Consider the following 26,036-nt stretch of genomic DNA (forward strand, 5'->3'; position numbering starts at 1 on the left):
CAAGAGCGGCGACAAGCTGCACACCCTGCAGTTCTTCTCCGTACTGGCCGCCCAGCACGGCATGCACTGGATCAACCTCGGTCTGCTGCCCGGCTGGCACTCCACCACCGCCTCCGAGAACGACCTCAACCGCCTCGGCTTCTACCTGGGCGCCGGCGCCCAGACCGACACCGACCGGGGCCCCGACGGCGTCCACAAGGCCGACATAGCCACCGCCGACCACCTCGGCCGCCGGGTCGCCGCCCAGGCCGCGGTCTACGCCGCCGGCCGCGCCGCCGTCGCCGTCTGATCCACCTCCCGCGGATGCCGGGCGCCCGTGAGCGCCGGCTCCTGCGGTCGGTAAAGACCTCCAGAGCGTCGTCCCCGATCATGACCTGGATTTTCGTCTCGCCCAGGACGAACTGCCGGTCCTCGGCCACCAGCTCCTCGTACCGCTGGCACGTGACACTGCCGACCTTGTCACTCGCGGGCCTCCGGCCCACCCCTGCGGCCGGGGCACGGCGCGCTCGCGCAGGGCACCGAGGGGCACGTGACCACGGCGGTGCACGACGTCTGTGAGGCCCTGTGCCCTTGCCGGACGCCTCAGACCGTGTTTGAGACCTGCCGTGTCCAGTGGCCTGGGCGGACTGCGCTTGGCGGCAGCTCCCGAAGGACTTCGCGCCGTGGCCCACCGTGTACGGGTACTTCACGTGGTGGCACGACGACGGGACTGTCGAGCGGATCCATGACACTCTTCGCGGCCAGGTCCGTGAAGCCGACAGCCGCAAGGCCGAGCCGAGCGCGGGGCCAATCGACTCGCAGTCCGTCCGCACCACCGACACCGTCCCCATCGCCACCAGGGGCTTCGATGCCGGCAAGAAGGTCAGGGCCGCAAGCGGTTCCTCCTGACCGATACGCTCGGCCTGCTCCCGGCAGTCCACGTCGTCGCTGCGAATGTGCAGGACCGTGATGGTGCGCAGCATCCGCTGCTTAAGCGGTGGGCGATCGGGCGCACGCTGTCGTGGATCACCGCCTCCCGGCGCCTTGCGCGGGACTACGAGACCGGTCCGGCTCACTCGGAGTCCATGATCCGCTGGGCGATGATCGGCGTTATGGTCCGCCGTCTCACCCGCGGCCGTCCCGCAGCCCGCCCGGGCCCGCGCCCGCTCGTGCGGCTACCGTCGTAAGCGGCCCGCTCACGGGCACCGGCAGCCGGGCACTGGCGGCGGCCTACAGAGCCAGGAACCGTTCTACGTCTTGCTTCAGAAACGGTGTCAGGTCGCTCAGCTCCGAGAGGATCAGACGAAGCTCACGCCCGAGCTCGGGTGATCCGCTCCAGACCTCCGGACTCCTGGTGAGTACGGCGGCCAACAGATCACCCTCGTACATGTCGCCCTCCGCCATCGGGTCGTCCCGGAGTACCTCCAGTGCCACCGGCAAGACATCGGCAAGGCCCACGTCCTGCCTGACCAGCAGGCGCAGGTCCTCGACGGTCAGCTCGCCGATCGGCTTACGCCGAAGCGCGTGCACGGTCGCCACAAGACGGGTCACATTGCCCGACGGGGCCGGCCAACGATCGCGCTCAAGCTCCTCAAGGGAGCGGTCACGGTTCACAAGTCGAGTCACCGAAGGATCGTCCCAGGCCAGAGATCTCAAACGCGGTCTGAGGTACAGGAACAGCAGGTCCGCGATCGATTCCAGCACGCCAGCGGCAGCCGACAGCCCGTAGGCGGGCTTCTCCGTACCCAGCCTGCGGTACGTCAGGCCCGCGGCGGTCAGGGTGACGGCCGAGGAGACGGCCCTGCCGATGATCAGCGGGGCCACGCCGCTGTCGGACGACCCCTGGTGCAGGCAGATCAGCTGCAGGGTGCTGGCGGCGCCCGCGCCGAGCGTCGGCAGCAGCGCGGGGCGCGAGGGACGCGCCGAGCCCGGCGCTGACCAGGACGACGGCGATGAGCGCGAGCGGCGGGCCGACCAGTCCGGTCCTGCCCAGGTGCTCGCCCTGCAGCAGGCCGACGCCGACGGGCAGGGCGGCGGACACCAGCGCGGTCACCGGGGAGAGCACGTGCATCGGGCCGATCGCCAGGGTCTTGTAGAGCAGGGCGAACACGGCGGCCGAGGCAGCTCCCCCACCGACGGCGGCCGGGCTGAACGACGCGCCGAGGAAGGGCCACAGCAGCAGCCCGACCGCGAGCACGCACAGCGGAACGCGATGGTGGCGGCCGGGTTCGTCTTCGTCCGTCAGCTGGTCACCGCTCCGGCAGGTGACGATCAGGAGAGCCGCCGCAGTACCGGTGAGCCCGTAGTGCAGGACCCAGGTTTGGCCGGGGTCGGCGAGCACGAACGGGCCGTGGGCGAGAATGCCTGTGCACACGAGCGAGATGGCTAAGGCATCGAAGCACTATGAGGAGTCTGTCTTGCGTTCGCCGGTCGTCCTGTGCGGTGGCACGGCGGGCCCGGGCCGGGGGCGGCCCCCCGCCGCGGGGGCGGCGGCCGACGCGTCCGGTCTCCTCGGTGTGTCAAGGACGGCGTCACCCGGTGATTCGGCTCTGTTGACGAGCAGTACGGCGACCAGGCTCACGCCGAAGCCGGCCATGGCCAGGGGGCCGACCGGCTCGCCGAACATCAGGAACGCCCAGAACGCTGTAGTGGGCGGGCAGAGGTAGATGAGGCTGTTGACCCGGGTCACCGTGCGGTGTTTGAGGTTGAGCCAGTAGAGGCCGTAGCCGCCGAAGGTCGCAAGGATCACCATCCACGCCAGCGCCAGCCAGAAGTCCCCGTCCCGGGGCGGCTGGGCGTTGCCGGTGGCGACGCCCAGGATCACGAACAGGACGGCGCTGGTGCAGCACTGGATGGTCAGTGAGTCCGCCAGCGCGACGGCCCTGGCCTTTCCTCGCTGGAGAAGCGTCGCGGCGGTCAGCGTGATCATGCCGACGAACGGTACGGCGTAGACCCATCCCGGCCGCCCGCTCGCCAGACTCAGGCCGTCGCCGATGACCATGACCACGCCGATGAGTCCGAGCACGAGCCCGGCCCACTGCGGTCCGGACACCCGTTCCTTGAGCAGCGGGCCGACCAGGACGCCCGCGAACAGCGGCTGCAGCGACTCGATCAGGGCGGTCGTCCCTGTGGGAACGCCCAACTCGATGGCCTTGACGGAGCTGATCAGATAGATGCTTTGCGCGAGCAGGCCCACCAGCGCCTGGATCGCGATATCACGGCCGCTGAGGTGGTGCCGACGGCGGCGTACGAGCAGCCACCACGGCACCACCAGCGCGGTCACAAGGAGGAATCGCCACATCAGGACGGTGAGCGTGTCCGCGGTGTCGGTCCCCAGCCGCGCTCCGATGAATCCCGAACTCCACATGACGATGAGCGCGGCCGCCGGCAGCGGTCCGCTGGTCCAGGAGAGGTGACGCATCGGAGGGCGGCTCCTTGCTGTGGAGGGAGGGGAGAGGCGGTCAGTGCGGGGAGACCAGTGGCGCGGCTCGCTCCGCCTCAGCGATCACGCGGGGGAAGTCGATGCCGGTGCGAGCGCAGTAGCCGAGGGGATCGTTCTGGGCCCTGCGGAGTTTGGCGAATCCCGAGAGTGCCTCGACGATGCCGTCTTCGGCTGCCAGGTGCCAGAACGGGTTGCTGTCGTGTCGCTCCATGGGCGCGAAGAAGGAGAGGATGATGCTCAGCCGTGCGCCGGACGACACCGGTTGCACCGCGTGCCAGAGCGAACTGCCCAGGGTGTAGACGGTGTCCCCGGCCCGCTCCAACGGAGGTTCGAAGACCTTCGGGTGGCTGCTGCCCTGTTCGGCGACCGCCTCTCGGTCCTGGTCGAAGTCCGCCCGTGTACCGCGGTAGAGCATCAGCCTGCCGTTTGCAAACTCCGTTCGGTCCGCCAGTTGCATCACGAAGACGTAGGTCATGCCGTCGTAGTGCCAGCGGGCGGTCTGCGGTTCCTTGCGGTCGCCGACGCACACCTCCTGAGTGTCGAAGTAGTTGGCGCAGATCGACGGTGTGGTCAGCGGGTGCGGGATGAGGGGCTGTCCCGCGATGGCGGACAGCCGGCCCAGGAAGGCGGGGTCGCTGACCATGGCGCGTACGAAGCGGGAGGCACCGAAGACGTTGCGCACCCGGCGGCTGACGATGTAGTCGTCGTCCGGCGCCCGGTCGGCGAGGTTCTCGCAGACGCGGCGCAATCGGGCCACGCCCTCGTCCGTCAGCAGCCGGTGCGGCCCGGAGTACGCGGTCTGCTCCGGCGCGGGTCCGCTGCGGGCGGCCGGCCCGCGTGAGGCCCGCAGGTAGCCGAAGTCGGCCGCGGTCAGCCGCGTTACCGCCGGGTCGGGGTCGCTGTGAACGAGGGAGGTCTGCCAGGCCATGTCCTGGGCAGGCGGCAGCGGGCCCTCGTTCCACGCCGATCGGCGCATCGAGCGGCGTAACCGTCCCAGGCTGTCGTTGAAGGCGGCCACCTTGTCGCCGACCGGCTTGGTGGCCGCATCCGCGAAGGTGCCTGCGGTTCCCGTTGCATCCGCCGATCCTGTCGTTCGCGCAGTTCCTGTCGTTCCTGCCGTTTCTGTTGTGGGGGACGTCGGACGAGGTGCTGTGCTCATCTGCGGTTTCAACCTCCGGTGGGTACGGCTCCCGGGAGCCGTGGGGTGTGCTGTTTCCTGACATGCGTCGGCGTGTCGGTGCTGCAGTCGAGCAGTTCCCAGACACGCGCGAGGTCGTCGCGGGGCAGGACGAGGTCGGCTGAGGCGAACGAGAAGGGGGCGTGTGCCGTCGCGGGATCCGGCACGGCCACACAACGCATCCCCGCCCGAGCCGCGGCCTCCACCCCGGGCACGGAGTCCTCGAGGACAAGGCATCGCTCGGGGGCGATCCCCAAAGAGTGGGCCGCGTGCAGAAACAGATCCGGCGCGGGCTTTCCCGCGCGTACGTCCTCGGCGGCTGCCCGGGCGTCGACGGCGTGGCTCAGCCCGTGCCCTTCAAGCACCGCCGCGACGATCCGTGCGGGTGAACCCGAGGCAACGGCGGTAGGCAGCCCGCCGGCGTGGGCCCGCAGCAGCAGCGCGGCGGCTGCCGGGAAAAGCGGCACCCGCTCGGGCAGCCCCGCCCGGTACACCCGGACGATGTCATCCATCAGGGCGTCGGCGGGAGCGGGCACGTGATAGTGGCGGCGCAGCAGAACGAGCATGTCGCGGGTACTCAGCCCGGTGCAGCGGTTATAGACGTCCCGCTCGACCCGGCGAACCCCGTAGGACGCGAAGACAGCGCGGACCGTCGCCAGGTAGTGCGCCTGGCTGTCGACGAGCGTGCCGTCGAGATCGGTGATCAGCGCGGCGGCCGCCACACCGGTCATCGTGCGTTCCGAACCGGTTGCGTGCCGTCGAGATGGACGAGTGCCGTCAGCGAATGCCCCACACCGAGCCCCGGCGCCATGCGGTGCTCAAGACGGCGCAGCCCACGGGCCAGCATCGCGGCCGCCACCCCTTCGGGGAGCCGGCCGAAGTCGGTCTCCAGCACTGCCTGCCACTGCTCCTGGAAGGCGTCGAAGAAGTTGAGGACGCGATCGGGGGCCGTTCCCGTCGGCAGATACGGGAAACGCAGGTCCATGGGCTCGACCGTGTCGTCCCCGCGCTCCAGGCGGTTGACCAGCAGCCGGTAGGGCGGGATGTCGGGGTTGAACTCCCTGGTCTGCGTGTGCCGGCCGACCATGATCGAACGGTCGTGGAAGGACAGCTCCTCGTAGTGCTGGTCAGCCTGCGCGCAGGCCTCGTCGATGATCCTGCGCAGTCCCCACGCGTCCCAGAACGTCATCGGGACGGTGGGCGCCGTTGCCTCCTCCGCCGGACCTCTCTGGAAGAAGCTCATCGTGTAGTCCCAGCGCTGCCGGTCCCACCGGTCGGCCCATTCGATCGAGTACCGGCCCAGCACATCCACGACCACCACAGAGCGGGTGCGGTTGCGCCGCACGGCGGTGAAGATCCTGCTCAGGACGTCCCTCAGCTCACGGGGTTCCAGATGCGAATACGGCACCCCGCTGGAGAAGTAGAGGTCGTAGGGCTCGTCGGGGATGTACTCCCGCATGTCGGCCTGGACGAAACTCACTTCGGGACGCCGCCGGTGCAGCGCCCGGGCGGTGTCCAGCAGCGTCTCGTCCAGGTCGAGGCCGCAGTAGCGGTACCGGTTCTCTGCGCTGTGCCAGGACCGGTTCTCCTCCATCGCGAGCAGGAAGTTGACCCCCTCGCCCGCGCCGCTGCCCACATCGAGGATCCGGGTCGTCTCCAACGGCCCCACGTACTGCAAGGACTTGGACAGTAACTTCCGGGTGACGGGCTCCTCCCACAGACGCTTGACGGGGTCCCGCCGCTTCGTCGAGGTGTAGTGGCTGGCCGCGCCGTCGTACGGAGCCAGGGGGGCGTTCGGGGTACGACTGATCATCCCGCGGTTCCCTTCGGTCGGATCATCGCTGTGTGCCCCTGTGGCATCGGTACACACCAAGTGCCACACCGCTTCTCAGCGGAACTGGACATGTCAGATACAGAAGTGGACGAGGCGCGTCCGGGGCCCCGTACGGCAACCACCAGCGGCGCGGGCCGGACGCGCGGCCCGAGCCCGGTCGTAGAGAACATGGCCGGATACCGACGCCCCGAAGGTGGCCCTGCGGTGTACTTCTGGTTACCGCTGCGGGCCGACTACGTCTGGTGCCGAGACACTGCGTCGAAGTCCGCCAGCTCGGTCTCGCGCCTCTCACGGGCTCGAACGACCGGGACCGGACATGAGGCACAAAAGGCGCCCCGCAGCCAGGTTGAGGACGGGCAGGCACAGCTCGTGTGCGCCTTCTGGGACCGGCCGCACGAGCGGCCCACCCAGGTGGGGCACGACGCGCCCGCGCTGATCGTGGCTGCCGCCGGCGACCCGCGCACCACGTACCGCGGCAGCGTCGCGCTGCACGGCCTGCCGCCCAGCTCGAAGCTGCTCACCCTCAAGGGCGCCAACCACCATGGCCTCTACGCTGATTACGGCAACGCCTGCGTGGACGCCAAGGTCAACCGCTACCTGGCCACCGGCGCGCTGCCGCCCACCGACGAGACCTGCCCCAAGCAGGCCGGGCGGTAGCACCGCGCACCGGCCTGCCCGGAACACGCCCTACCAGGTGTCCACTTCAGCGCACCCCCACAGCTCGGTACGGTGCGCGTCCACCAGGGCGCCGATCCGGCGCAGCACCGCGTCGGCGGGCTGCGGGTCGAGCCGGCGCCCGCCACGCAGGCGCAGGGCCACGCGGCCGTCGGCGGCCTCCTTGGCGCCGACGACGAGTTGGTACGGCACGAGGCGGGCGTCCCGGATACGGGCGCCCAGGCTGCCGCGTTCCGGCCCGGCGAGCCGGGCGCGCAGCCCGAGGCGGGCACAGCGCTCGGCGACGGCCTCGGCGGCGGCCACCTCGCTTCCGGAGATCGGCAGGATCACCAGCTGGGTGGGCGCGAGCCAGGCGGGAAAGGCGCCGCCGTGCTCCTCGACGAGGTGGGCGACGGCGCGCTCCACACTGCCGATGATGCTGCGGTGCACCATGACCGGGCGGTGCCGGGCGCCGTCCGGCCCTATGTAGTGCAGGTCGAACCGCTCGGGCTGGTGGAAGTCGATTTGGACGGTGGAGAGGGTCGACTCCCGTCCGGCGCTGTCGGTCACCTGGACATCGATCTTCGGCCCGTAGAACGCCGCCTCTCCCTCGCCCTCCTCGTAGGGCAGGCCGGAGCGGTCGAGGATCTCGGTCAGTAGAGCGATGGACCGCTCCCACATCGCGGGCGCGGCCACGTACTTGCCGCCCGGGCCCGGCAGCGAGAGCCGGTAGCGGGACGGCCGGATGCCGAGCGCCCCGTACGCCCGCCGGATCATGCCGAGGGCGGCCCGCGCCTCCTCGGCGACCTGGTCCAGGGTGCAGAAGATGTGCGCGTCGTTGAGCTGGATCGCCCGTACGCGGCTCAGCCCGCCGAGCACGCCGGACAGCTCGGCGCGGTACATGCCGCCCAGTTCGGCCATCCGCAGGGGCAGTTCGCGGTAGCTGTGGGCACGGGAGCGGTAGATCACCGCGTGGTGCGGGCACAGGCTCGGGCGCAGCACGACCTGCTCGCCGCCGAGGTCCATCGGGGGGAACATGTCCTCGTTGTAGTGCGACCAGTGCCCGGACAGCTCGTACAGCTCGCGTTTGCCGAGCACCGGCGAGTAGACGTGCTGGTAGCCGGCCCGGCGTTCGGCGCCGCGGATGTACTCCTCCAAGGTGTGCCGGACGGTCGCGCCGTCGGGCAGCCAGTACGGCAGTCCGGAGCCGATCAGCGGGTCGCTGCCGAACAGGCCGAGTTCGCGGCCGAGTCTGCGGTGGTCGTACATGGTGGTCTCCTCGCGTGCTACGGGCGAGTGACCGAATGGCGAAGCCCCGGGGCACTCGCCCCGGGGCTTCGGCTGGATCATGTGTCAGCGCGCCGGGACTGCCTCCGGCGTCGTCGTCATTCCGGCGCGCTTCATGCGGGTGACGGTAGCAGAGGGGCAGGTCCGAGCGGTACGGGATTTTTCCGCGGCCGCCGTGGCCCGCCGCGCCCGGGTGCGGGGCGGTCGTCAGCGCAGTCGCCGTACGAAGATGTCCGTCGCCCCGTTGGTGTCGCCCGGCACCAGATCGGCGCTGCCGCTGGTGAAGGCCACCAGCCGGCCGCGGCGGTCGGGCGACGCCCCATAGGCGCCCGCTGCGGGCGGTCCGCCGTCCGGGGTCGAGCCGAGCCGGGTGACCCGGCCGCTGCGCAGGTCGCGGGCGAACACGTCCCAGGTGCCGTTGGTGTCGTCCGGTACCAGGTCGGGGGCGTTGGTGGTGAAGAAGGCGGTCCGGTTGTCGGCGCTGAGGCCCTCGCCGGTCATGCTGCCCGTCGGACGGCCGCCGTCCGGCCGCGCCGCCAGCCGCGCGTACGCACCCGTGCGCAGGTCACGGGAGTAGTAACCCCACCACCCGGACTCGTCGCCCGGCAGCAGCGCATCGCTGGTGTCGAACAGGAGGTACCGGCCGTCCGGCGAGAAGTGCAGGCCGTACTGGACGCGGGCCGGGATGCCGTTCAGGTTGTACGCGCCCGCCCTGGTCCGGCCGGTCCGCAGGTCGTGCACGCCGAACGACACGTACGGCGGCTGCGGCCTGGCGATGCCCGGCGCGCCCTGGGGCCAGGGGAACAGGTTCTTCGCCTCGGTCGTGAAGGCCACCTGCCGCCCGTCGGCGCTGATGACGGCGTTGTCGGAGGCGGCGTTGGACTGCGTACCGTCACCGGCGACGCTGACCCGCTGTGTGGTCCCCGTCTGCCGGTCGCGGACGAAGACGTCCGCCCGGTCGTTGGTGTCCCCCGGCACGAGGTCGTCGCGCAGCGAGGTGAAGGCGAGGTAGCGCCCGTCGGCGCTGATGGAGGGATGGAAGCTGCGGGCGGCGTCCGGCGCGCCGTCGTGCCGGGTGATCAGTTCGGTGGTGCCCTTGCGGCGGTCTCGGAGGAAGACGTCCATGCCGTCGCCGGAGTCGTGCGGATCCAGGGTGTTCGACGGCGAGTCGAAGGCGACGTAGCGGCCGTCGGCGCTCACCACGTGCACGTAACCGGATCCGTACCCCGGGGAGCCGTCCGGGTTGGCGCTGACGAGGTCCACCCGCCCGGTCCACAGGTCCTTGGCGTACAGCTGGATGCCGGCCCCCTCGGGCGTGCCCGGTACGAGATTGCGGGCCTGACTGGCGAAGACGACGACGCGTCCGTTCGCGCTGAGCACGGCGCCGGAGGAGTCACCGTCGGCCTGGGCCCCGGTGGCGCCGACGCTGATCCGCTGCACGCTGCCCCCGGACGTACCGCTGCCCGTGGCCGTATCGCTGCCCGCGCCCGTACTGCTGCCCGCGCCGAGGGCGGACGCGGCGGGCAGCGTCGTGGCACAGGCCGCCGCCAGCACCGCCAGAACGGTGGTCCATCGCCGCACGGTTCCTCCTCAGCCCCACGGACACCGGACAGAACAGCGACAGCCAACTGCACAGCAGCACCTCGGGCAACAGCGGAACCGGCCATGCCGGGGCCCGTGCCGGTCATTCCGGTACGGGCCGCGGCCGGGTCAGCTTCCCAGGTCGAGGGGGCCGCTCCAGTAGGAGAAATCAGACCGCGAGAAATCAGGGCAGAACCCGACCTCCGCCTTGTCGGCAGCCTCGGGCGCCAGCGAGAACATGTACCTGCCCACGGTCGACTTGCCGGACTGCAGCTTGCCGTCGATGATCTTCTGCTTTGCGTCGATCACCAGCTCCGCCCTGGCTTCCCGGGCGTCCTTGACGTCGGGCAGCCCGGGGTGCAGTTCGACGTCCCGACTGCCGGTGTTGACGATCGTCACCGTCACCTGGATCGCCTTTCTGTCCTTGATGTTCCGGGCCGCCAGGCCCCCGGGAACGAACCGTTCCGGCTCGGCGACGGTGACCTTCAGCCCGTCCGGGAACGAGTACGTCCCGCCGAACGACAGATGCCGGGCCTTCTCCTCCCGCTGGGCCTTCTCCTCCTCCTGCCGGGCCTTCTCCCGCTCCGCCTCCACGGAGGCCTCCACCTTCTTGACCTGCGCCCGCGTCTCGTCGACGGCCTTCTTCGCCACCACGGCGGCGGCGACTCCGCAGGCGATCGAGACCGCCAGGCCGAGGCCGCCCAGGACCGTGCCGACCATCGCCACCGTCCCGTTCGTCGCCAGGCCCTTGCGGTCGCGGCGCATCCCGATGATGCCGAAGATCACGGCCAGCAGGCCCGGCAGCCAGGTCATCCAGAACAGGATGACGAGCACGCCGAGTACGAGGCTGACGATGCCGAGGACCAGGGCCGTGATGCCTATGCCGTTGCGCGGCGGCCGGGCCGCCATCAGCGGATCCATCGGGTACGGCGTCCAGGGTGCGGACGCCGGGTCCGGGGCCGGTCCGGGCGGCGGCGGGGTCCACGGGTCGCGGGCCTCGGCCGCCGGCTCGCCGGACTGCTTGCCGTCGGACGGAGGGGACACACTCATATACAGTCCTCGGATTCGGAGGGGAAAAGACAAACGGTCGACATTGCCGGTCGTGCTGTTCGTGCTGTTCGTGCTGTTCGTGCCGTGCTCAGGACGCCGCCTGGCCGCTCACCGCGCCCCGCAGTGCCGCGTCCCGGATGCCGCAGAAGGCCTTCGCCGGGTTCTCGAAGTAGCGCCACGGCAGCGCGTCCACATAACCGTCCACGTCCCGGAACTGGATCATGGCCGCCTCGTACCGCTCCTGCCGGGTCAGGAAGTACGCCAGCAGGTGGCGGGCCTCCGCCAGCCTCGGGTGGTCCTGCCGCGCCGCCGCGACATCCGCCAGCGCCGCGTCGGTCATGCCCCTGACCTCCGGCCAGCCGAACGCCTCGGACGGCGCATCGTCGTGGTGGTGCTCGAACCAGGCGAGCAGCCGGATGACCGTCAGCAGACTGCCGGGCGGCGCCGACGCCGCGGCCTGCCCCGCGAAGTCGCGGGCGGTCTCGGCGGAGCCGTGCCACTTCGCGCACCAGTACTGGAGCGCGTGCGCGTGGGCCTCGTAGTGGTACGGGGCACGGTCGGTGACCTCGCTCCACAGCGCGAGCATCGCCTCGTGCGGGGCGTTCAGGCCCTTGTAGAGCGGGATTTCCTTGAGGTACGGGGTGGGGTCGCCCGGCAGGGCCAGCTTCCGCGCTCGCGCGAAGTCCTCCCGGGCCTCCTCCAGCACCCGCAGGAACCCGGCGGCCTGCTCGCCCGTGACGTGCTTCGCCCAGGCTCCGGTGCGTATCTCCCAGGCCAGTGCCACCTGTGCGGCGGCCCGTACGACCGCCGCGTCCGGGTCGTCCGGGCGCGCGGCCTGCCACGCCCGCAGCCAGGCGTCGTCCCGGGCCGCCCGGCCGGCGACGATGTCCACCAGGTAGGAGCGGCGCTCCCAGTCGGTGCCCGCGGCGGCGATCGCCTGGGCGGCGGGCTGCCACTCGCCCCGGGCGAGAGCCGCTTCCACGGCGTCCGCTTCGGGGTCCCGGAAGGACCGGTTCACGTTCTGCTTCTCCCACGGCACCAGGTCAGCACCGGCCGCCGCGGCGAGCTTCGCCGTACGTCTGCGCTTCACCAGCCAGATGACGAGCGAGACCACGAGGATGGTCAGGGGGATGATTCCGTGCATGAAGTGGCGTGTTCCGTTCGGGAGTTGATGGGTCGAAGTGCAGGGGCACGCGCGCGGTGCGGTGGACGCGCGGGTGCGCGGAGGTGTCGGCGAGCCGGTCCGACGGGCGAAGAGCGCCCGTGTCAGTACGTGAGGAGGGTCCGTAGCGGCGCCGTGTCCGGGTCGTCCGAGAGAGCCGCCCGTACGGCCGCCGCCAGCGGCTCCGTCAGGTCCCGCTCCTCCGGCAGCCACAGCCGTGGCGGTGTGGACCAGGAGAGCGCCCAGCGTGCCCCGGCCGCTTCCACCAGGGCCAGCTCGGCCAGTGACTGCGTTCCGCATTCCAGCGCCGGGCGCAGGAATTCCCGCGCCGCCCGGCCGCTCGCCCGCGCCGCCTCCGGCGACTTGGGCAAGTGGTCCGCGACCTGCCACAGCCGTCCCGCGTCGATGGCGTCCAGCAGGGCTGCCAGATCCCGGGCGGCGCCGGCCGCGTTCGCGCCGCTTGCGGAGTCCCTGGCATCCCGGGCGTCCGACGGGAGTGTACGCACCATCTTCCCGCCCGCCTCCACCAGCGCGGTGCGCAAGGCCTCCGCGCCCGCCTCCGCCAGCGCGTGCGTCGCCCGGTGGATCAGCTCCGGCCAGTCGGCCCGTTCCATGGCCAGCGCCTCCGGCGTGAGGAGGACGCGCTCCAACTCGACCAGTACGCGCCCGGTTTCGCGCAGCAGCGCCAGCGCGGGCCGCGCCGGATCCGCCGCCCGGCCGTCGTCGGGCATCGCTTCGATCAGCCGGATCCGCTCGGCCACCGGCGGGTGCGAGTCGTACGGCGACCCGTGGCCGGGGCCCGGTTCGCCGCGCAACTCTGCCATGTCGGACCGCAGCTGCGGATCGGCGAGCAGGTGCCGTACGCCGCCGCAGACCTCACCGGGCGGCGGGAGCAGGGCCGCGCGGGAACCCAGCGCGACGTACTCGTTCAGGTAGAAGTCGTGGACGGCGTCCAGGACCGCGATCTCACGCAACGCCGACGCGGTGGCATCGCGGCCCGCGGCGCCGGCCGCCACACGGTCGGCGGCGAGTTCCTGCCGGCGGCCGACGCTGTGCGTGGCGCGCAGGTAGAACCGTGCGTACGCCTGGAACGGCCGGGCCATCGAACCGTAACCGAACCCGGTCCGGCCGCCGCCACCCAGGTCGATGCTCCGGCCCTTGCGCACCGCCCCGCCGGCCGGCCGGCCCTGCCGCGCCCACGCCCGGTCCCTGAGCTTGCGCCGCGGCGCCTGGAAACCCTCGACCGTACGCAGCACGCTGTCCCGGCCGCGCAGGGTGATGCCGGCGAGCCGGGTGTCCGCGTTGCCGTAGTGGCCCAGCTCGTGGGCGATCACCGAGTGCAGCTGCGGTTCGGTCAGTCCGATCAGCAGCGGCACGCCGAGGTACAGGCGGCGACGCCCCGGCAGCAGGCCCAGCAGCCGGGTGTCCTCGTGGACGGCCGCGTTGACCTCTTCGGTGAGGAGGATCGCGTCGGGGGCGCGAGTGCCGGTGCGTTCGGCGAGCGAACGGACGGCGTGCCACAGCTCGGGCTGCTCGGCGTCGGTGACGGCCAGCCCCTCCGTCTCGTGTACGCCGTTTCCGCTCCCCCGCTTTCCGTGTCCGCGCTTCCTGCTGCCGCCGGACGTACCGAGGGTGAAGACGCCGCGCAGGACCGGGAGGCCCAGCAGGGCGCAGAGGACCGTGACCGTGAGCGCGACCGCGGGCGAAGCCAGGGCCCAGGCCGCGAGGCCGGCGCCGGCGAGCAGGGCCAGTACGGCGAAGGCGAGCACGTAGAAACCGGCCAGCAGGACCAGTGCGCGCAGCGCGCGCAGAGATGTGCCCACAGGGCAGAGTCCCCCCACAAACAGAAAAACGGAGCGAGAGGATCATATGTGCGATTTGAGTGATGCACGCACTTTTTTCGGTGGCCGGGTGGCGGGCCGGGTCAACGGTGCATGCCAGGGTCATGCCAAGGTGCGGACGGTCGCGGGCTAATCTGCGGTGATCCACTTTTCGGCCTGCGTGCCCGGCACGCGCGTCTCCACCCAACGAGGGAACCCTTCATGTCCATGCCTCCCCCACCGCACAACGGCGGCTACCCCCCGTACGGCCACCCCGCACAGCCGCCGCAGGGCCCGCCGCCGCAGGGCCAAGCGCCGTACGGCCAGCCCCCGTACGCGCAGGCCCCGTATCAACAGGCCCCGCAGCCCCCGTACGGCCAAGCACCGTACGGGCAGGTGCCCAACGGCCAGGTGCCCAACGGTCCCGGAGGGCGTCCGCCGCGGCAGGTGCGTATCCCCGGCATCGTGCGGGCGCTCATCGTCCTGCTGATCTTCGGTGGGATCGGCGCGTGGGTGGTGCTGCACCAGGACGAGTACAACGCCGAGAGCAGGAAGCGGCCCAAGGCCGACCCGCAGAGCGTCTCGGCCGCGAAGGTCGGCGACTGCCTCCAGCAGACGGGCGGTACGGACAAGGAGCCGGAGCTGAAGATCATCGACTGCGGAAAGCCGGAGGCGAAGTACAAGGTGGCCAAGGTCGGCGCGGGCACCGGCTGCGAGCCCGGACAGGCCTACTACCGGATGCTCGGCAAGTACGACCGCGAGCTGATGAGCCTGTGCATGACGCGCGTCGACGCCAACGGGTGACCCCGTACGCTCACGCCATGACGCTGCGCAAGCCCATCGGTAGCCACTCCGGCCCCGGCACCGACTTCGATACGGACACCGGCTCCACCATCGACACCGGCGCGATGCTCGCCGACCTGAGAACGCTCGTCGAAATCGAGTCCCCGTCGCGCGATCTCGACGCCTTGGCGGCATCGGCGCGCACGGTCGCCGCCGTCCTCGAAGACCGCCTGGGCGGGCGGGCCGCCCTCATCGAGAGCGAAGCCGGGCCGCACGTCCACTGGTCGGCCGGCGGCGATCCGAGCGTACTGATCGTGGGGCACCACGACACGGTCTTTCCGCTCGGCACCCTCGCCCGCCGCCCGTTCACGGTCGAAAACGGCCGGGCGACCGGACCCGGCGTTTTCGACATGCTGGGCGGCCTGGTCCAGGCGATTCACGCCGTGGCATCGCTCGATGACCGGTCAGGCGTCGAAATTCTGGTCACCGCCGACGAAGAGGTCGGCTCCCACTCCTCCCGGAGCCTCATCGAGGAACGGGCCCGCGCCTGCGGCGCGGTCCTCGTCGTGGAGGGCGCCGGGGACGGCGGAGCCCTGAAGACCGGCCGCAAGGGCTGCGGCACCTTCCACGTCACCGTCACGGGCCGGGCATCGCACGCTGGCCTTGAGCCCGCGGCGGGCGTCAACGCCCTGGTCGAAGCGGCCCACCAGGTGCTGGACATCGCGGCGCTCGGCCGCCCCGGCATCGGTACGACGGTCACCCCGACCGTCGCGTCCGCCGGCACCCTGGACAACGTCGTCCCCGCGGAGGCGACCATCACCGTGGACGTACGGGTCGAGACGGCCGCCGAAAAGGAGCGCGTCGAGACGGCTTTCGCGGCGCTGGCCCCCCATCTCGACGAGGCGGACATCACCGTCCGGGGTGGTATCGGCCGTCCCCCGATGCCCGAATCCGCGTCGGCCGGACTTTTCGCGCTGGCAAAGCAATTGCTTCCCGGCATCGGAGGAGTGGCGGTCGGCGGCGGCAGCGACGGCAATTTCACGGCCGCCCTGGGCATACCGACACTCGACGGACTCGGAGCGGTGGGCGGCGGCGCCCACGCCGACCACGAATACCTGGTGGTCGGCGCCATGGCCGAGCGGGCGCGCCTGGTCGCGGGACTGGTGCACGCGATCCGCTCCGTACACGACGACTGCGACGACCGCGGCCAGGGGCGCTCGGGCCGGGACGCCTAGGTGTTGCGGGACATGACGTTGGTGACACAGGCCGATGCCCGTGAAACGAAGATGCTTCGACGGGCATCGGTCGGGTAGCGTGCGGGCCATGTTGAGTCCTGAGTCAGACAAGGTGGGGGCTTTCGGTCACGCCGTCAGCCCCCTGAACCACTGAGCTCGTAGCCCTGTCGGCCCGCCGCTTTCTGCGGTAGGCCGAGTGTGCGCTCGGGGCTGGCCGCGGTGACGAGATGACCTTCTCGTGCCTCTCCTCACCTCGGAGCCACTCGATGCCTCTCCCGCTGTACCTGCTTGCCGTGGCGGTCTTCGCCATGGGCACCTCGGAATTCATGCTCGCCGGCCTCTTGCCGGACATCGCCTCAGATCTTGACGTCACAGTCGGGACAGCAGGCGTCCTCACCTCGGCCTTCGCGATCGGCATGACCGCCGGCGCCCCCCTTGTGGCCGCGCTTGCCCGTAACTGGCCCAGGCGCTCCAGCCTTCTCGGGTTCGTCCTCGTTTTCGCGGCAGCTCACGCCGTGGGCGCCATCACCACGAGCTTCCCCACCCTGTTCGCCACCCGAGTCGTCGCCGCGCTCGCGAACGCAGGGTTCCTCGCCGTCGCTCTGACGGCTGCGGCCACGCTGGTCTCACCCGACAGGAAGGGACGCGCGCTGGCCGTGCTGCTGTCAGGCACGACGGTGGCCACGATCGCCGGTGTCCCTGGTGGGTCGGTGCTCGGCACGTTGCTCGGCTGGCGGGCCACATTCTGGGCTGTCACCGCTCTTTGCCTGCCTGCAGCTCTCGGCATCCTGAGGGGAACCCCAGCAGAACGTGATGAGGATAAGGCGACTGGCAGGCCGGCGTTGCGAGCGGAGCTCGCCCAGCTCACAAGGCAGCCGTTGATCCTGGTGATGCTGCTCGGCGCACTGGTGAACGCGGCGACCTTCGGAAGCCTCACCTTCCTCGCCCCCGTGGTGACCGACAACGCCGGGCTGGACGAGTTGTGGATCTCTGTCGCACTAATGCTCTTCGGTGCCGGTTCCTTCGTCGGCGTCACCGTCGCCGGCCGGCTGTCCGACAGGCGTCCCGGTCCGATCGTCGCAGTCGGCGGTCCGTTGCTGCTCATCGGCTGGCCGACCCTGGCGATGGTGGCCAACGAGCCGGTCGCCCTGTTCATCCTCGTGTTCGTGCAAGGCGCACTGTCGTTCGCGCTAGGCAGCACGCTGATTACGCGGGTCCTCTACGAGGCCGCGGAGGCCCCCACCATGGCCGGCTCGTATGCGACCGCGGCGCTCAACGTGGGTGCCGCGGCCGGCCCCGTCATCGCAGCGGCCACCCTCAGTACCGAAGCCGGGCCCCTCGGGCCGCTCTGGGCGAGTGGACTCCTCGTCGCGGTCGCGCTGCTCATCGCGTTCCCCTTCCTCACCGCCATCACGGCCGGCCGGAGCATCGAGGTGCTCCGGTGACACATGCGAACGCCCCCTTGAACAGCGAGGGACGCCGAAGGCTCGTGGAGCGCTGCCGCACCCGTCCGGTCTCGCACGTCGCCGCCGAGGCGGGTGTCTCCCGCGCCTGCCTTTCCAAGTGGAAGAACCGGTACGACACGCACGGCGAAGTCAGGCTGCAGCACCGCTCAAGCGTCCCGCGGTCCTCACCGACCCAGACCCCACCCGATGTCGTCGAACGGATCGAGCATCTGCGGCGGAACAACAAGTGGTCCGCCCGCCGGATCACCCTCGAACTCGCGAACCAAGGCGTGCGGATCAGCGAGCGCACCGTAGGCCGGTGGCCGGCACGCCTGGGCATCCATCACCGCCGGTTCCCCGACCCCGACGGCTCGGCCAACAGGCGCCCGTCGAAATGGATCGTGGCCCGCTACCCGGGCCACATGGTCCACCTGGACGTCAAGAAACTCGGACAGATCCCCGACGGCGGCGGGTGGCGGGCCCACGGACGCGGCTCCGAGCAAGCCGGGGCCGCACAGCGCGCGAAGACCGGTGGCGCCAAGGGCGGGTACGTCTACCTGCACTCTGCCGGCGACGGATTCTCCCGCTTGGCCTACACCGAGCCCCTTCCCGACGAGAAGGCCGCCACCACCGTGACGTTCCTCAGCAAGCAGAACGGGCTCGGGCGATCGCGGTCTGGAACGTCCACTACAACTACCACCGGCCTCACACCGCCGCCGGAAACCGTCCTCCAGCTTCACGCCTCCACGCGAGCGTCACCAACGTCATGTCCCGCAACGCCTAGGGCCTGTCGCCGGGAGCAGGCCCGGCAGCGGCGGGCCCGAGGAGGACAGGCTTGACGACGCGCCCTGTGGCAGCGGCTTCCGCGGCGGCCTCGATATCCGTGAATGGGAACTCGGTGATGAGTTTTTCGAGCGGAAGCCGGCCCTGCCGGTAAAGGTCGATGAGTTCCGGAATGGCCTTGGCCGGTACGGCGTCGCCTTCGGTCACTCCGCGCAGGGTGAGGCCCTTGGTCAGAACCGGCAGGGTGTCGAACTGGGCCGTACCGATGCCGACCAGGGCGAGGGTGCCGCGTTTGCGCAAGGCGCCGATTGCTTGGGACACCACGGCCGCCTTTCCGGTCGTGTCGATCGCGTAGCGCGGCCCTCCGTGAGTGAGATCGCGGAGGGCCGCCGCCACGTCGTCCTCGGTGGTGGGGTCGATGACCGCCGAGGCGCCCAGGTCCATGGCCAGCGTGCGGCGCGCGGCGACGGGTTCGACGGCGATGACGGTGCAGCCGTCGGCGACGGCGGCCATGACGGCGCTCAGGCCGACGCCGCCGGCGCCGAAGACGGCCAGTGTGGAGCCCGGTGGCGGGCACAGGACCGTACGGACCGTGCCGACGCCCGTCTGGACGCCGCATCCCAGAGGAGCGGCAACGGCCGCGGGGACATCCGCGGGGATTTTGACGGTGTTGCTCTCGGTGGTGAGGCAGTGCGACGCGAAAGCGGACTGCCCGAAGAAGTTGCCGAAGACCGGGGCGCCGTCCGCACGGGAGAGCGGGCTGCTGCCGTCGGGGCGGCAGCCACCGGCATTGAGGGCCCCGGCGTCCTCGCAGTAAGCAGGCTCCCCCGCCGCGCACTGCGTGCAGGCGCCACAACTGCGGTACGTGAGGCACACGGTGTCGCCGGGCGCGAAGCCGGCCACCGCGTCGCCCACCGCCTCGATCACACCGGCCCCCTCGTGTCCGAAGACCATCGGCAGCCGCTGCGCAGGCCACATCCGCCGCATGCTCAGGTCGGTGTGGCAGATCCCCGCGGCCGTGATCCGCACCAGGATCTCGTCCGGCCTCGGCGCTTCGAGTTCCAGCTCCCGAGTGACGAAGGGGCCGCCGGGGGCCTCCACCAGAGCCGCTTGTATCCGCATGCGTACTTCCCCACGTTCCTTCACTAGTCATGGGCGTGAAGACGTGTCTCCCCTGCCATCTCCCCTGCCCCTGCCGAATCCTCAAGGCACGCTACCCGTACCGGTACCGCTGTTGGGCCGACGCGGGCGGTGGCGCGGGCCTGCGTCAGGAGGCGGCGGAACCGGCCGCCTGAGCCTCGTCATAACGGCGCCGGTTGTCACCGATCTCCGTCCGGTGTTCGGTGGCCCACGCGCCCAGGGCGGTGACGGCGTCCAGCAAGGTCGTACCGAGCGCAGTCAGCGTGTAGTCGACGCGCGGTGGCACGCAGGCATGGACGGTGCGGGTGAGCAGGCCGTCCCGCTCCAGCTGACGCAGAGTCAGGGTGAGCATACGCTGGGAGATGCCCGTGACCGCGCGGTGCAGTTCGCGAAGCGCAGGGTGCGGTCGCGGAGTTGGCCGATGACCAGGATGCTCCACTTGTCGCCGATCCGGGCGAGGATCTGCAGCACCTGCCGGCACACCTCTTCCTCCGACTCGCCGGACCCGTCTCGCCATTGTTTGCGGTGCGGGGCCCGGGCTGAGGGCAGGGGTGGCCCGGGCTGGGGGCAGGGGTGGCCCGGGTTGGGGGCAGGGGTGGCCCGGGCGTTCGGTCGCCGCGGCTTTCAGGTCGGGCTGATCACCCGTACCCAGGCGAAGCTGGACGTCCTGGTCGACGAATTGACCGGGCTGGGCGTCACAGCCGCCGCCTTCCCCGCCGACATCCGTGACCGCGAATCGCTCACCGCCGCCCTCACCGCCGCGCGGAATCAGCTGGGCCCTGTCGATGTTCTGGAGTTCAGCCCCAGCCCGACCGGACCGATCACCCGCGCCGCGGACACCACGGTCGCCTCGGTCGCCGCGCAGTTCGAGTTGCAGGTGCTGGGGGCCGTGACGGCGGTGCAGCAGGTGCTGCCGGACATGCGCGCTCGGGGTGAGGGCACCGTGCTCCTCACGACCGGCGTGTCCGCCACGGTCCCGGCCCCCTTCCTGGCCAATGTCGGCATGGCCATGGCGGGGTTGTGGAACTGGGCGCACGCTCTCCATGCCGAGCTGAGACCGGAAGGGATTCACGTGGCCACGGTGACCATCGCTTCCGGCCTCGTCCCCGGCGGCGACACCGACCCGCAGGTCATCGGCGACCGGTATGTCCGGATGTACGAGAAGCGGGACCGAGCCGAGGAGGTCATCGGCGACCCGGCAGCCTTCCGGGCCCTTGTCGACGCGGCGGGCCCCAACGGCACGCCGACGGACGGCACCGGGCGCAGCTCCTGACGCCCGCGTCCGCTCCCCCGGCCACCGGGGATTTCGCTGGACGCCCGGCAGTCGGTCGAGACACCATGGCGCCGTGGAATCTCTCAAGATCATTGCTGGTGACGCGACCGACCCCCAGGCCAAGGGCCCGAAGATCATCGCCCATGTCTGCAACGACCTGGGCGGCTGGGGCAAGGGCTTCGTCCTGGCAATCTCGCGACGTTGGACCGAGCCGGAGCGTGCGTACCGCCGCTGGCACCGTGCGCGCGCCGAGAACGACTTCGCGCTCGGGGCGGTGCAGCTGGTGCAGGTCCGGCCTGACATATGGGTCGCCAACATGGTCGCGCAACGCGGGATCAAGACCGGCAGCGGCGGCCCGCCCATCCGTTACGAGGCCGTCGAACGCTGCCTGCACACCGTCGCCGACCAGGCCCTAGCCCACCACGCCTCCGTCCACATGCCGCGCATCGGTTGCGGCCTCGCCGGCGGCAGGTGGGAACGCATCGAGCCGATCATCAGCAAGACCCTGTGCGCCCGCGGCGTCCCCACCACCGTCTACGCCCCACCGGCGGCCACTGCTTGAGCGGCGCACGGACGGTGAATCAGTCCCAGCCCCCGAGCCGCGGCTCGGTGTACTCGCCGAACAGCGGGCCGTAGGTCTCCCCGTCCTCCGTCGCCACCACGTAATCGGGTTCGCTCCGCGCGGCGGCCTGGTGCAAGTGGGTCACGAGGTCGGCGACAGGGGGCACTCGCAGGGACAAGGCAGCGGCAATGCGGACGCGGTCCTCGGTTATATCCGGCTCGTCCCTGGCCCGGCGCCGTTCGAGGTGCCGGGCGGAGGCCTGCATGACCTCCACGTCGCCACCGCCGGAATAACCGAGGCAGGCCCGCCACTCCAGCCCAACGATGATTTCCAGAGCGCTTGCCAGATCGTCGGCGATGAGCCCGCCTTGCCCCTCGGAACTCGCGAACACGACCGGACGGCGGCCGCCGCCGTCCTCCTCGGCGCACAGAAAGTACGCCCCGCCGGTGAAATCCCCTGCTATGGGCTCCAACGGCGCACCCGAGGCAAGCCGCAGTCCGGCGCCGGACGACTTCCGCTCGATGTCGAATTCGAAGGCGGCCAGCAACCGGGCGGTGTCCGGGGAGTTCCGGATCGTGTCGAGCAGCGGAGCACTTGAGGTCATGTCCCGGACCGTAGCGGGCACCACTGACAATCGACGCCGAGGACGAACAACCGCCCCGCGTCCGCGGCCCCGTCACGCGCCACGGGCCGCCTGCTGCTGCCGGTACCGGTAGAACGCCCAGGCCGTGTACGCCACCGCCGGTACGGAAAGGGCCGGTACCAGCCACCACGGTAGGTCGAGCAGGCAGAACAGGAAACCCACGGGGATGCAGGCGACTGCCATGACGATGAGCAGGGGCCTGCCGTACGGGCGCCAGGTGAAGGGCTCGTGGGCGCGGGGGCTGAGCAGCCGGACCGCGCCGAAGACGAGGCTCATGGCGGTCAGCAGGCCCAGGAACGTGCCGAAGGCGGCTGTTATCTGGGGCTCGTCGCGCGGTGCGTCGGAGGTGGTCTGCTCCGCGCCCGCCTTGCTGATCGTCATGACGAGGCCTCGCCAGACCGTACCCGTGATCCGGTCCCCCGGCTTGAGCGTCTCCAGCACCGGCTCGGAGCCACCGAAGTCCGTGACGCCGTTCCCGACCGGCGCGCCGGACAGGGTCGCCTCGTGCCTGCCGTTCCGCCCGTCTTTGATCACCGTGTTCTCGACCGTGAAGGAGACGGTGCGCAGGCAGTCGTACGCCGCCTTCCCCCGGGCGTCGGCGGGGCACGGCCGGGCCGCCACGTAGTCCCGGTAGTCCTTGATGTCCGAGGGCAGCCACGCGGCGAAGGTGAAGTAGCAGCCCAGTGCCGACATGGCGGCCAGCACGATGAGGAGGACGCCGGTGAGCCTCACCCGGACCGGCGACCGGCCCGGAGGCCGGCGGGGGCCTTGGCCGGCTCGGGTCCGGGGCAGCGACGGCCCGTCCGTTCCGGGGGACGTGTCCGCTCTCGTCGTCATGGTTCGCCGTCTCTCCTTGCAGGTCCGCAACGCCGGCCTCGCAAGCGGCGCTCCGGGCCTGGCGCCCCAGTCTTTCCCAGCCGGGGGCCGGCAGGTCATGCGCACAACAGGCAAGGGATGACGGCTTCTTCTTGCCGTAGTCCGGCAATGACGGGCCTCGCCGCGAAAACCAGGTGCGAATGGGCATATTTGCATCCGTATACTTGCGTGGACCCACAGCTGCACGGAGGAGGTGGCCAGTGAAACTTGCCGAAGCACTGGCGGAGCGCGCGGAGGCGACCCGGCGTGCGGAACAGCTGCGTGCGCGCGTCGTCAGCAGTGCGCGGTACCAGGAGGGCGAGACGCCCGCCGAGGACGCGGCCGAGCTGCTGGCCGAGGCGGACGAGGTGCTGACCACCCTGGAGACGCTGATCCGGCGCATCAACCGCACCAACGCCGCCGTGGACATGGGCCGGCACGGCACGCTCACCGACGCGCTCGCGCGCCGGGACGTGCTGCGGCTGCGTCACTCGGTGGTCACCTCGGCCGCGGACGCGGCGGCGGGGACGGGCGACCGCGGCTACGGCCGGCAGCTCCGGTCCGAGCTGATGATGCTTTCCGCGCTGCCGGTCGCGGAACTGCGCCGGCAGGCGGACCTCATCGCGCGGGAGATCCGGGAGATCGACGTAGCGATCCAGCGGACGAACTGGGAGGCCGATCTGCTGGACTGAGCAGGTGGTCGGCAGCGGATGCCGATGTGGAGCAGGTAGCCGTTCCGGAGGCGTGCACACACCGAGGGCCGGCGGTTTTCCGGTCCACTCCTGGCGCGTGGAGAGCAACGCAGGGGTTCGACTCCCCACAGACAGTGCAGCTCAGCATCGCGTACAGGTAATGGTGCACACCGCACAGCACATCACCACGTGCAGATCCGGGGCGGCGAGGGCGGGTTCGGGGTTTCCACATCGTTGCGGAGGGGCGGGCGTCCCCTAATCGTTGCGGAGGGGCGGGCGTCCCCTAGTCGTTTCGAAGGGGCGAGCGTCCCTATACCGCGCTCCCCCGCTCCTCCTCCTGCCGCGCCCTCTTGTTGCGCGCCCCCACCACCAGCCCCGTGGCCACGCCCGTCGCCGCGAGCGCCGCCGGGACCATCCAGCCGCGGTTGAAGACATGGCCGAAGGCGTGGTCGAGGGAGAGTCTGCCGGGGCCGGTGATGCCGAGGCCGATGGCTGTCAGGCCCAGGTAGGCCGGGTGCTCGTAGCCGCCGTCCTGCGCGAAGAAGCCGTTGGGCCGGTGTACGGCGGCGGCGCCCGCCATCGCTCCCGCGGCGGCCGCACCGGCGGCCGGGGTAGCCAGGCCGAAGGCCAGCAGCACACCGCCGCCGGCCTCGGTGAGCCCCGCAACCGTCGCGCTCGCCTTGCCCGGCACGAATCCGACGGACTCCATGAACTGGCCGGTCCCTTCGAGCCCACCGCCGCCGAACCAGCCGAACAGCTTCTGTGCCCCGTGCGCGGCCAGCACGCCGCCGGCCCCGGCCCGGAGCAGCAGCAGGCCCAGGTCTCGTCGGTCGAAACAGGTCACGGTGACTCCCGGGGCAGTTGGCAGGGACAGTCCCCTCCGCGTGCCCATCGTCGCCCCTCCGACACGTCGCGGCCTCGTCCACTCGGCCATTCGGGTGAGGAGGCGGGGAGCGCGAAACGGGGAGACGTGTTGTGGGCCGGGCGGGTCAGCCCGCTCCCCAGCCGCCGTCCAGGGGTACGGAGGCACCGTTGACGTAACCGGCGTGCGGCGAGCACAGCCAGAGCGCGGCCGCAGCGACCTCCTCGGGCTCCAGCAGCCGCTTGATCGGTGACCGCGCCAGCAGCACCTCGTTGAGCACGTCCGCGGCGTCGATCCCGTGCGCGGCGGCCTGGTCGCGGATCTGCTTCTCGACCAACGGTGTACGGACGTAGCCGGGATTGATGCAGTTGCTGGTCACGCCGTGCTCCGCGCCCTCGATGGCCGTGACCTTGCTCAGCCCCTCCAAGGCGTGCTTCGCGGCGACGTAGGCGGACTTGTAGGCGCTCGCCCGCCGCCCGTGGACACTGGAGATGTTCACGACCCTGCCCCAGCCGTTGGCGTACATGTACGGCAGCGTGCGCCGCAGCAGGAGGAACGGTGCGGTGACCATCACCTGCTGCATCAGCGCGAACCGCTCCGGCGGGAATGCGGTGAGCGGGGCCACGTGCTGGAATCCGGCGTTGTTGACGAGGATGTCGGTCTCGGTCGGCAGCAGTTCGATCGCGGCGGGGTCGGACAGGTCCGCGATATGCGCTCGACCGCCGATTTCCGCGGCGACGGCTTCGGCCGACGCGGCGTCCTTGTCGACCACGTGGACCGAGGCCCGCGCCGCCGCGAAGGCGACGGCGCACGCCTTGCCGATACCGCTCCCGGCACCGGTCACGAGGGCGGTACGCCCGCTGAGGTCGATGGCGTCGGCGGGAAACGAGGAGGGTGTCCGGGTGGTGGGAATCATGGTGGAGAACGGTAAGGGCATCGCGGGCCGGTGCCTACGTGTGGAGGCCCGTCAGGGCCCACTATCCGTGGTCTGCCATGGTGAGATCACGCCATGGCCCCGCGAACTCACCGTCCGTACGGGCAGAATCCAGGAGTTGGACCGTCGGACGGCTGAGGCGGCCGCGGGTGCCGTACGCCCGCGTCTCACGCTCCGGGCGCGAGGCCCCTGGTGAGGACCGCCGACCAGACCTGCTGTGCCAGGGTCGCGGTCGGCAGGGTCCCGTCGAGTTCCAGGTCGCAGTCGAGGCGGGCGGGTTCGACGTGCCGTTCGTGGGCGTCGCGGCGGTGGCGGAGGTAGTTGCGCAGCAGGACGTCGAGGGGGAAGCCGTCGCGCAGGCACTTGCGCTGGATCTTGCGTACCAGCCGGAGGTCGGCCGGAAGGTCGACGAAGACGTGGAAGCGTGCGCACGTCACCTGAGGTACGACGCGGCAGGCGAACAGACCGTCGACGATGGCCACCGCGTGGGAGGCCAGCGCCGCTTCCGTGTCGAGGGCGAGGCGCACGGTGTCCAGCGACCGGGGATCGCCGAAGTCCAGATGCGGTACGCCGTTGTCGTCGAGGTACCACACACCGCTGTCCGGCGTGCGGAAGTAGTAGTCGTCGGCGTGCAGCACCCGCACGGAATCGCACGGTGTGGTGGCCGCCAGCGCGGCTGCCAGCGTCGTCTTGCCCGCGCCCGATCCCCCGGTCAGCGTCAGCAGCATCGGCTCGTCCTCTCCCCCCTGATGGCAGGCCGGGCGTCACACACGAGGCCGCGGGCGTCGAGCGTCCGCCGCTTGATCCGTGCACGCCAAGACCTGCTTTAATGATCGCTCTTTG

Annotated in this window: 23 protein-coding genes and 5 pseudogenes; 10 read left to right on the top strand and 18 right to left on the bottom strand. The window is 70.9% G+C overall.

Annotated elements, in window-relative coordinates; genetic code table 11:
* Together IH45_RS0124835 and IH45_RS1000000150150 are read left to right on the top strand one after the other, a co-directional pair.
* Nucleotides 1-289, top strand: a pseudogene (locus IH45_RS0124835) (NADPH-dependent FMN reductase); the annotation flags it as partial.
* Nucleotides 290-612: 323 nt separating this feature from the next.
* Nucleotides 613-1,166, top strand: a pseudogene (locus tag IH45_RS1000000150150) (transposase); the annotation flags it as partial.
* A 43-nt stretch (nt 1,167-1,209) separates the two neighbouring features.
* On the opposite strand, the gene IH45_RS1000000150665 reads toward IH45_RS1000000150150, so the two are convergent.
* The 6 genes and pseudogenes from IH45_RS1000000150665 to IH45_RS0124870 all read right to left on the bottom strand — a co-directional run bounded on the left by IH45_RS1000000150665 (nt 1,210) and on the right by IH45_RS0124870 (nt 6,411).
* Complete coding sequence (locus IH45_RS1000000150665) at nt 1,210-1,605, bottom strand: contact-dependent growth inhibition system immunity protein (protein ID WP_032918279.1); 396 nt, start codon at nt 1,603-1,605, stop codon at nt 1,210-1,212.
* A 45-nt stretch (nt 1,606-1,650) separates the two neighbouring features.
* Nucleotides 1,651-2,173 (bottom strand): annotated as a pseudogene (locus tag IH45_RS1000000150865) (EamA family transporter); the annotation flags it as partial.
* Between the two features lie 207 nt (nt 2,174-2,380).
* The gene (locus IH45_RS0124855) at nt 2,381-3,400 is read right to left on the bottom strand and encodes a DMT family transporter (protein WP_063763048.1); all 1,020 of its coding nucleotides are present in this window, start codon (nt 3,398-3,400) and stop codon (nt 2,381-2,383) included.
* A gap of 40 nt (nt 3,401-3,440) precedes the next feature.
* Nucleotides 3,441-4,397 (bottom strand): 2OG-Fe(II) oxygenase family protein, encoded by a 957-nt coding sequence (locus tag IH45_RS0124860; RefSeq protein WP_158813257.1) that lies wholly within the window; start codon nt 4,395-4,397, stop codon nt 3,441-3,443.
* 191 nt (nt 4,398-4,588) lie between these two features.
* Nucleotides 4,589-5,329 (bottom strand): HAD family hydrolase, encoded by a 741-nt coding sequence (locus IH45_RS0124865; RefSeq protein ID WP_050515156.1) that lies wholly within the window; start codon nt 5,327-5,329, stop codon nt 4,589-4,591.
* Nucleotides 5,326-6,411, bottom strand: coding sequence for a class I SAM-dependent methyltransferase (locus IH45_RS0124870; protein WP_030672558.1), 1,086 nt, complete (start codon nt 6,409-6,411; stop codon nt 5,326-5,328). The genes IH45_RS0124865 and IH45_RS0124870 overlap by 4 nt, the downstream gene beginning before the upstream one ends.
* Nucleotides 6,412-6,804: 393 nt before the next feature.
* Here IH45_RS0124870 and IH45_RS1000000150155 point away from each other — a divergent pair.
* A pseudogene (locus tag IH45_RS1000000150155) lies at nt 6,805-7,089 on the top strand (alpha/beta hydrolase); the annotation flags it as partial.
* 30 nt (nt 7,090-7,119) lie between these two features.
* Here the strand turns inward: IH45_RS1000000150155 and thrS are convergent.
* From thrS to IH45_RS0124900, 5 genes are all read right to left on the bottom strand, one after another.
* Nucleotides 7,120-8,436: a threonine--tRNA ligase gene (gene thrS, locus IH45_RS0124880; RefSeq protein ID WP_394298709.1), complete on the bottom strand. Its 1,317-nt coding sequence runs from the start codon at nt 8,434-8,436 to the stop codon at nt 7,120-7,122.
* Between the two features lie 144 nt (nt 8,437-8,580).
* Complete coding sequence (locus IH45_RS0124885; RefSeq protein WP_030672568.1) at nt 8,581-9,954, bottom strand: TolB family protein; 1,374 nt, start codon at nt 9,952-9,954, stop codon at nt 8,581-8,583.
* A 129-nt stretch (nt 9,955-10,083) separates the two neighbouring features.
* Nucleotides 10,084-11,004, bottom strand: coding sequence for a DUF4190 domain-containing protein (locus IH45_RS0124890; RefSeq protein ID WP_030672571.1), 921 nt, complete (start codon nt 11,002-11,004; stop codon nt 10,084-10,086).
* 88 nt (nt 11,005-11,092) lie between these two features.
* On the bottom strand, nt 11,093-12,148 hold the full coding sequence (locus tag IH45_RS0124895) for a DUF4034 domain-containing protein (RefSeq protein WP_234440657.1): 1,056 nt from the start codon (nt 12,146-12,148) through the stop codon (nt 11,093-11,095).
* A 122-nt stretch (nt 12,149-12,270) separates the two neighbouring features.
* Nucleotides 12,271-13,989, bottom strand: a complete 1,719-nt coding sequence (locus tag IH45_RS0124900; RefSeq protein WP_030672578.1) for a M48 family metallopeptidase — start codon at nt 13,987-13,989, stop codon at nt 12,271-12,273.
* A 219-nt stretch (nt 13,990-14,208) separates the two neighbouring features.
* Here IH45_RS0124900 and IH45_RS0124905 point away from each other — a divergent pair, with 219 nt between their 5' ends.
* From IH45_RS0124905 to IH45_RS1000000146850, 4 genes and pseudogenes are all read left to right on the top strand, one after another.
* Nucleotides 14,209-14,790, top strand: coding sequence for an LppU/SCO3897 family protein (locus IH45_RS0124905; protein ID WP_050515157.1), 582 nt, complete (start codon nt 14,209-14,211; stop codon nt 14,788-14,790).
* Between the two features lie 104 nt (nt 14,791-14,894).
* A complete protein-coding gene (locus IH45_RS0124910) occupies nt 14,895-16,004 on the top strand; it encodes a M20 family metallopeptidase (protein ID WP_032918284.1) in 1,110 nt (369 codons plus the stop codon).
* A 266-nt stretch (nt 16,005-16,270) separates the two neighbouring features.
* Nucleotides 16,271-17,449 (top strand): Cmx/CmrA family chloramphenicol efflux MFS transporter, encoded by a 1,179-nt coding sequence (locus IH45_RS0124915; protein WP_030672587.1) that lies wholly within the window; start codon nt 16,271-16,273, stop codon nt 17,447-17,449.
* Nucleotides 17,446-18,233 (top strand): annotated as a pseudogene (locus IH45_RS1000000146850) (helix-turn-helix domain-containing protein). Before IH45_RS0124915 ends, IH45_RS1000000146850 begins: the two are co-directional and overlap by 4 nt.
* On the opposite strand, the gene IH45_RS0124920 reads toward IH45_RS1000000146850, so the two are convergent.
* Together IH45_RS0124920 and IH45_RS1000000151085 are read right to left on the bottom strand one after the other, a co-directional pair.
* On the bottom strand, nt 18,230-19,354 hold the full coding sequence (locus IH45_RS0124920) for an NAD(P)-dependent alcohol dehydrogenase (RefSeq protein ID WP_050515158.1): 1,125 nt from the start codon (nt 19,352-19,354) through the stop codon (nt 18,230-18,232). The pseudogene IH45_RS1000000146850 and the gene IH45_RS0124920 overlap by 4 nt on opposite strands.
* A gap of 145 nt (nt 19,355-19,499) precedes the next feature.
* Nucleotides 19,500-19,724, bottom strand: coding sequence for a winged helix-turn-helix transcriptional regulator (locus tag IH45_RS1000000151085; protein ID WP_394298710.1), 225 nt, complete (start codon nt 19,722-19,724; stop codon nt 19,500-19,502).
* 231 nt (nt 19,725-19,955) lie between these two features.
* On the opposite strand from IH45_RS1000000151085, the gene IH45_RS0124930 reads away from it, so the two are divergent.
* Nucleotides 19,956-20,645: an SDR family NAD(P)-dependent oxidoreductase gene (locus IH45_RS0124930; RefSeq protein WP_234440658.1), complete on the top strand. Its 690-nt coding sequence runs from the start codon at nt 19,956-19,958 to the stop codon at nt 20,643-20,645.
* Between the two features lie 73 nt (nt 20,646-20,718).
* The gene (locus IH45_RS0124935; protein ID WP_030672597.1) at nt 20,719-21,207 is read left to right on the top strand and encodes a macro domain-containing protein; all 489 of its coding nucleotides are present in this window, start codon (nt 20,719-20,721) and stop codon (nt 21,205-21,207) included.
* Nucleotides 21,208-21,226: 19 nt separating this feature from the next.
* Here the strand turns inward: IH45_RS0124935 and IH45_RS0124940 are convergent, their stop codons facing one another.
* Both IH45_RS0124940 and IH45_RS01000000144075 read right to left on the bottom strand, forming a co-directional pair.
* Nucleotides 21,227-21,811 (bottom strand): hypothetical protein, encoded by a 585-nt coding sequence (locus IH45_RS0124940; protein WP_030672599.1) that lies wholly within the window; start codon nt 21,809-21,811, stop codon nt 21,227-21,229.
* Between the two features lie 72 nt (nt 21,812-21,883).
* Nucleotides 21,884-22,687 (bottom strand): hypothetical protein, encoded by an 804-nt coding sequence (locus IH45_RS01000000144075; RefSeq protein WP_158813259.1) that lies wholly within the window; start codon nt 22,685-22,687, stop codon nt 21,884-21,886.
* 239 nt (nt 22,688-22,926) lie between these two features.
* Here IH45_RS01000000144075 and IH45_RS0124950 point away from each other — a divergent pair, with 239 nt between their 5' ends.
* Complete coding sequence (locus IH45_RS0124950) at nt 22,927-23,397, top strand: DIP1984 family protein (RefSeq protein ID WP_030672605.1); 471 nt, start codon at nt 22,927-22,929, stop codon at nt 23,395-23,397.
* A 310-nt stretch (nt 23,398-23,707) separates the two neighbouring features.
* Here IH45_RS0124950 and IH45_RS0124955 read toward each other — a convergent pair whose 3' ends face one another.
* The 3 genes from IH45_RS0124955 to IH45_RS0124965 form a co-directional block, all read right to left on the bottom strand.
* Nucleotides 23,708-24,241, bottom strand: coding sequence for a DoxX family protein (locus tag IH45_RS0124955; protein WP_030672608.1), 534 nt, complete (start codon nt 24,239-24,241; stop codon nt 23,708-23,710).
* A 145-nt stretch (nt 24,242-24,386) separates the two neighbouring features.
* Nucleotides 24,387-25,175, bottom strand: a complete 789-nt coding sequence (locus IH45_RS0124960; protein WP_030672610.1) for a 3-hydroxybutyrate dehydrogenase — start codon at nt 25,173-25,175, stop codon at nt 24,387-24,389.
* A gap of 185 nt (nt 25,176-25,360) precedes the next feature.
* Nucleotides 25,361-25,921: a hypothetical protein gene (locus tag IH45_RS0124965; RefSeq protein WP_030672613.1), complete on the bottom strand. Its 561-nt coding sequence runs from the start codon at nt 25,919-25,921 to the stop codon at nt 25,361-25,363.
* Nucleotides 25,922-26,036: the final 115 nt, after the last annotated feature.

Source organism: Streptomyces rimosus subsp. rimosus (assembly GCF_000720725.1).
Classification (GTDB): domain Bacteria; phylum Actinomycetota; class Actinomycetes; order Streptomycetales; family Streptomycetaceae; genus Streptomyces; species Streptomyces rimosus_A.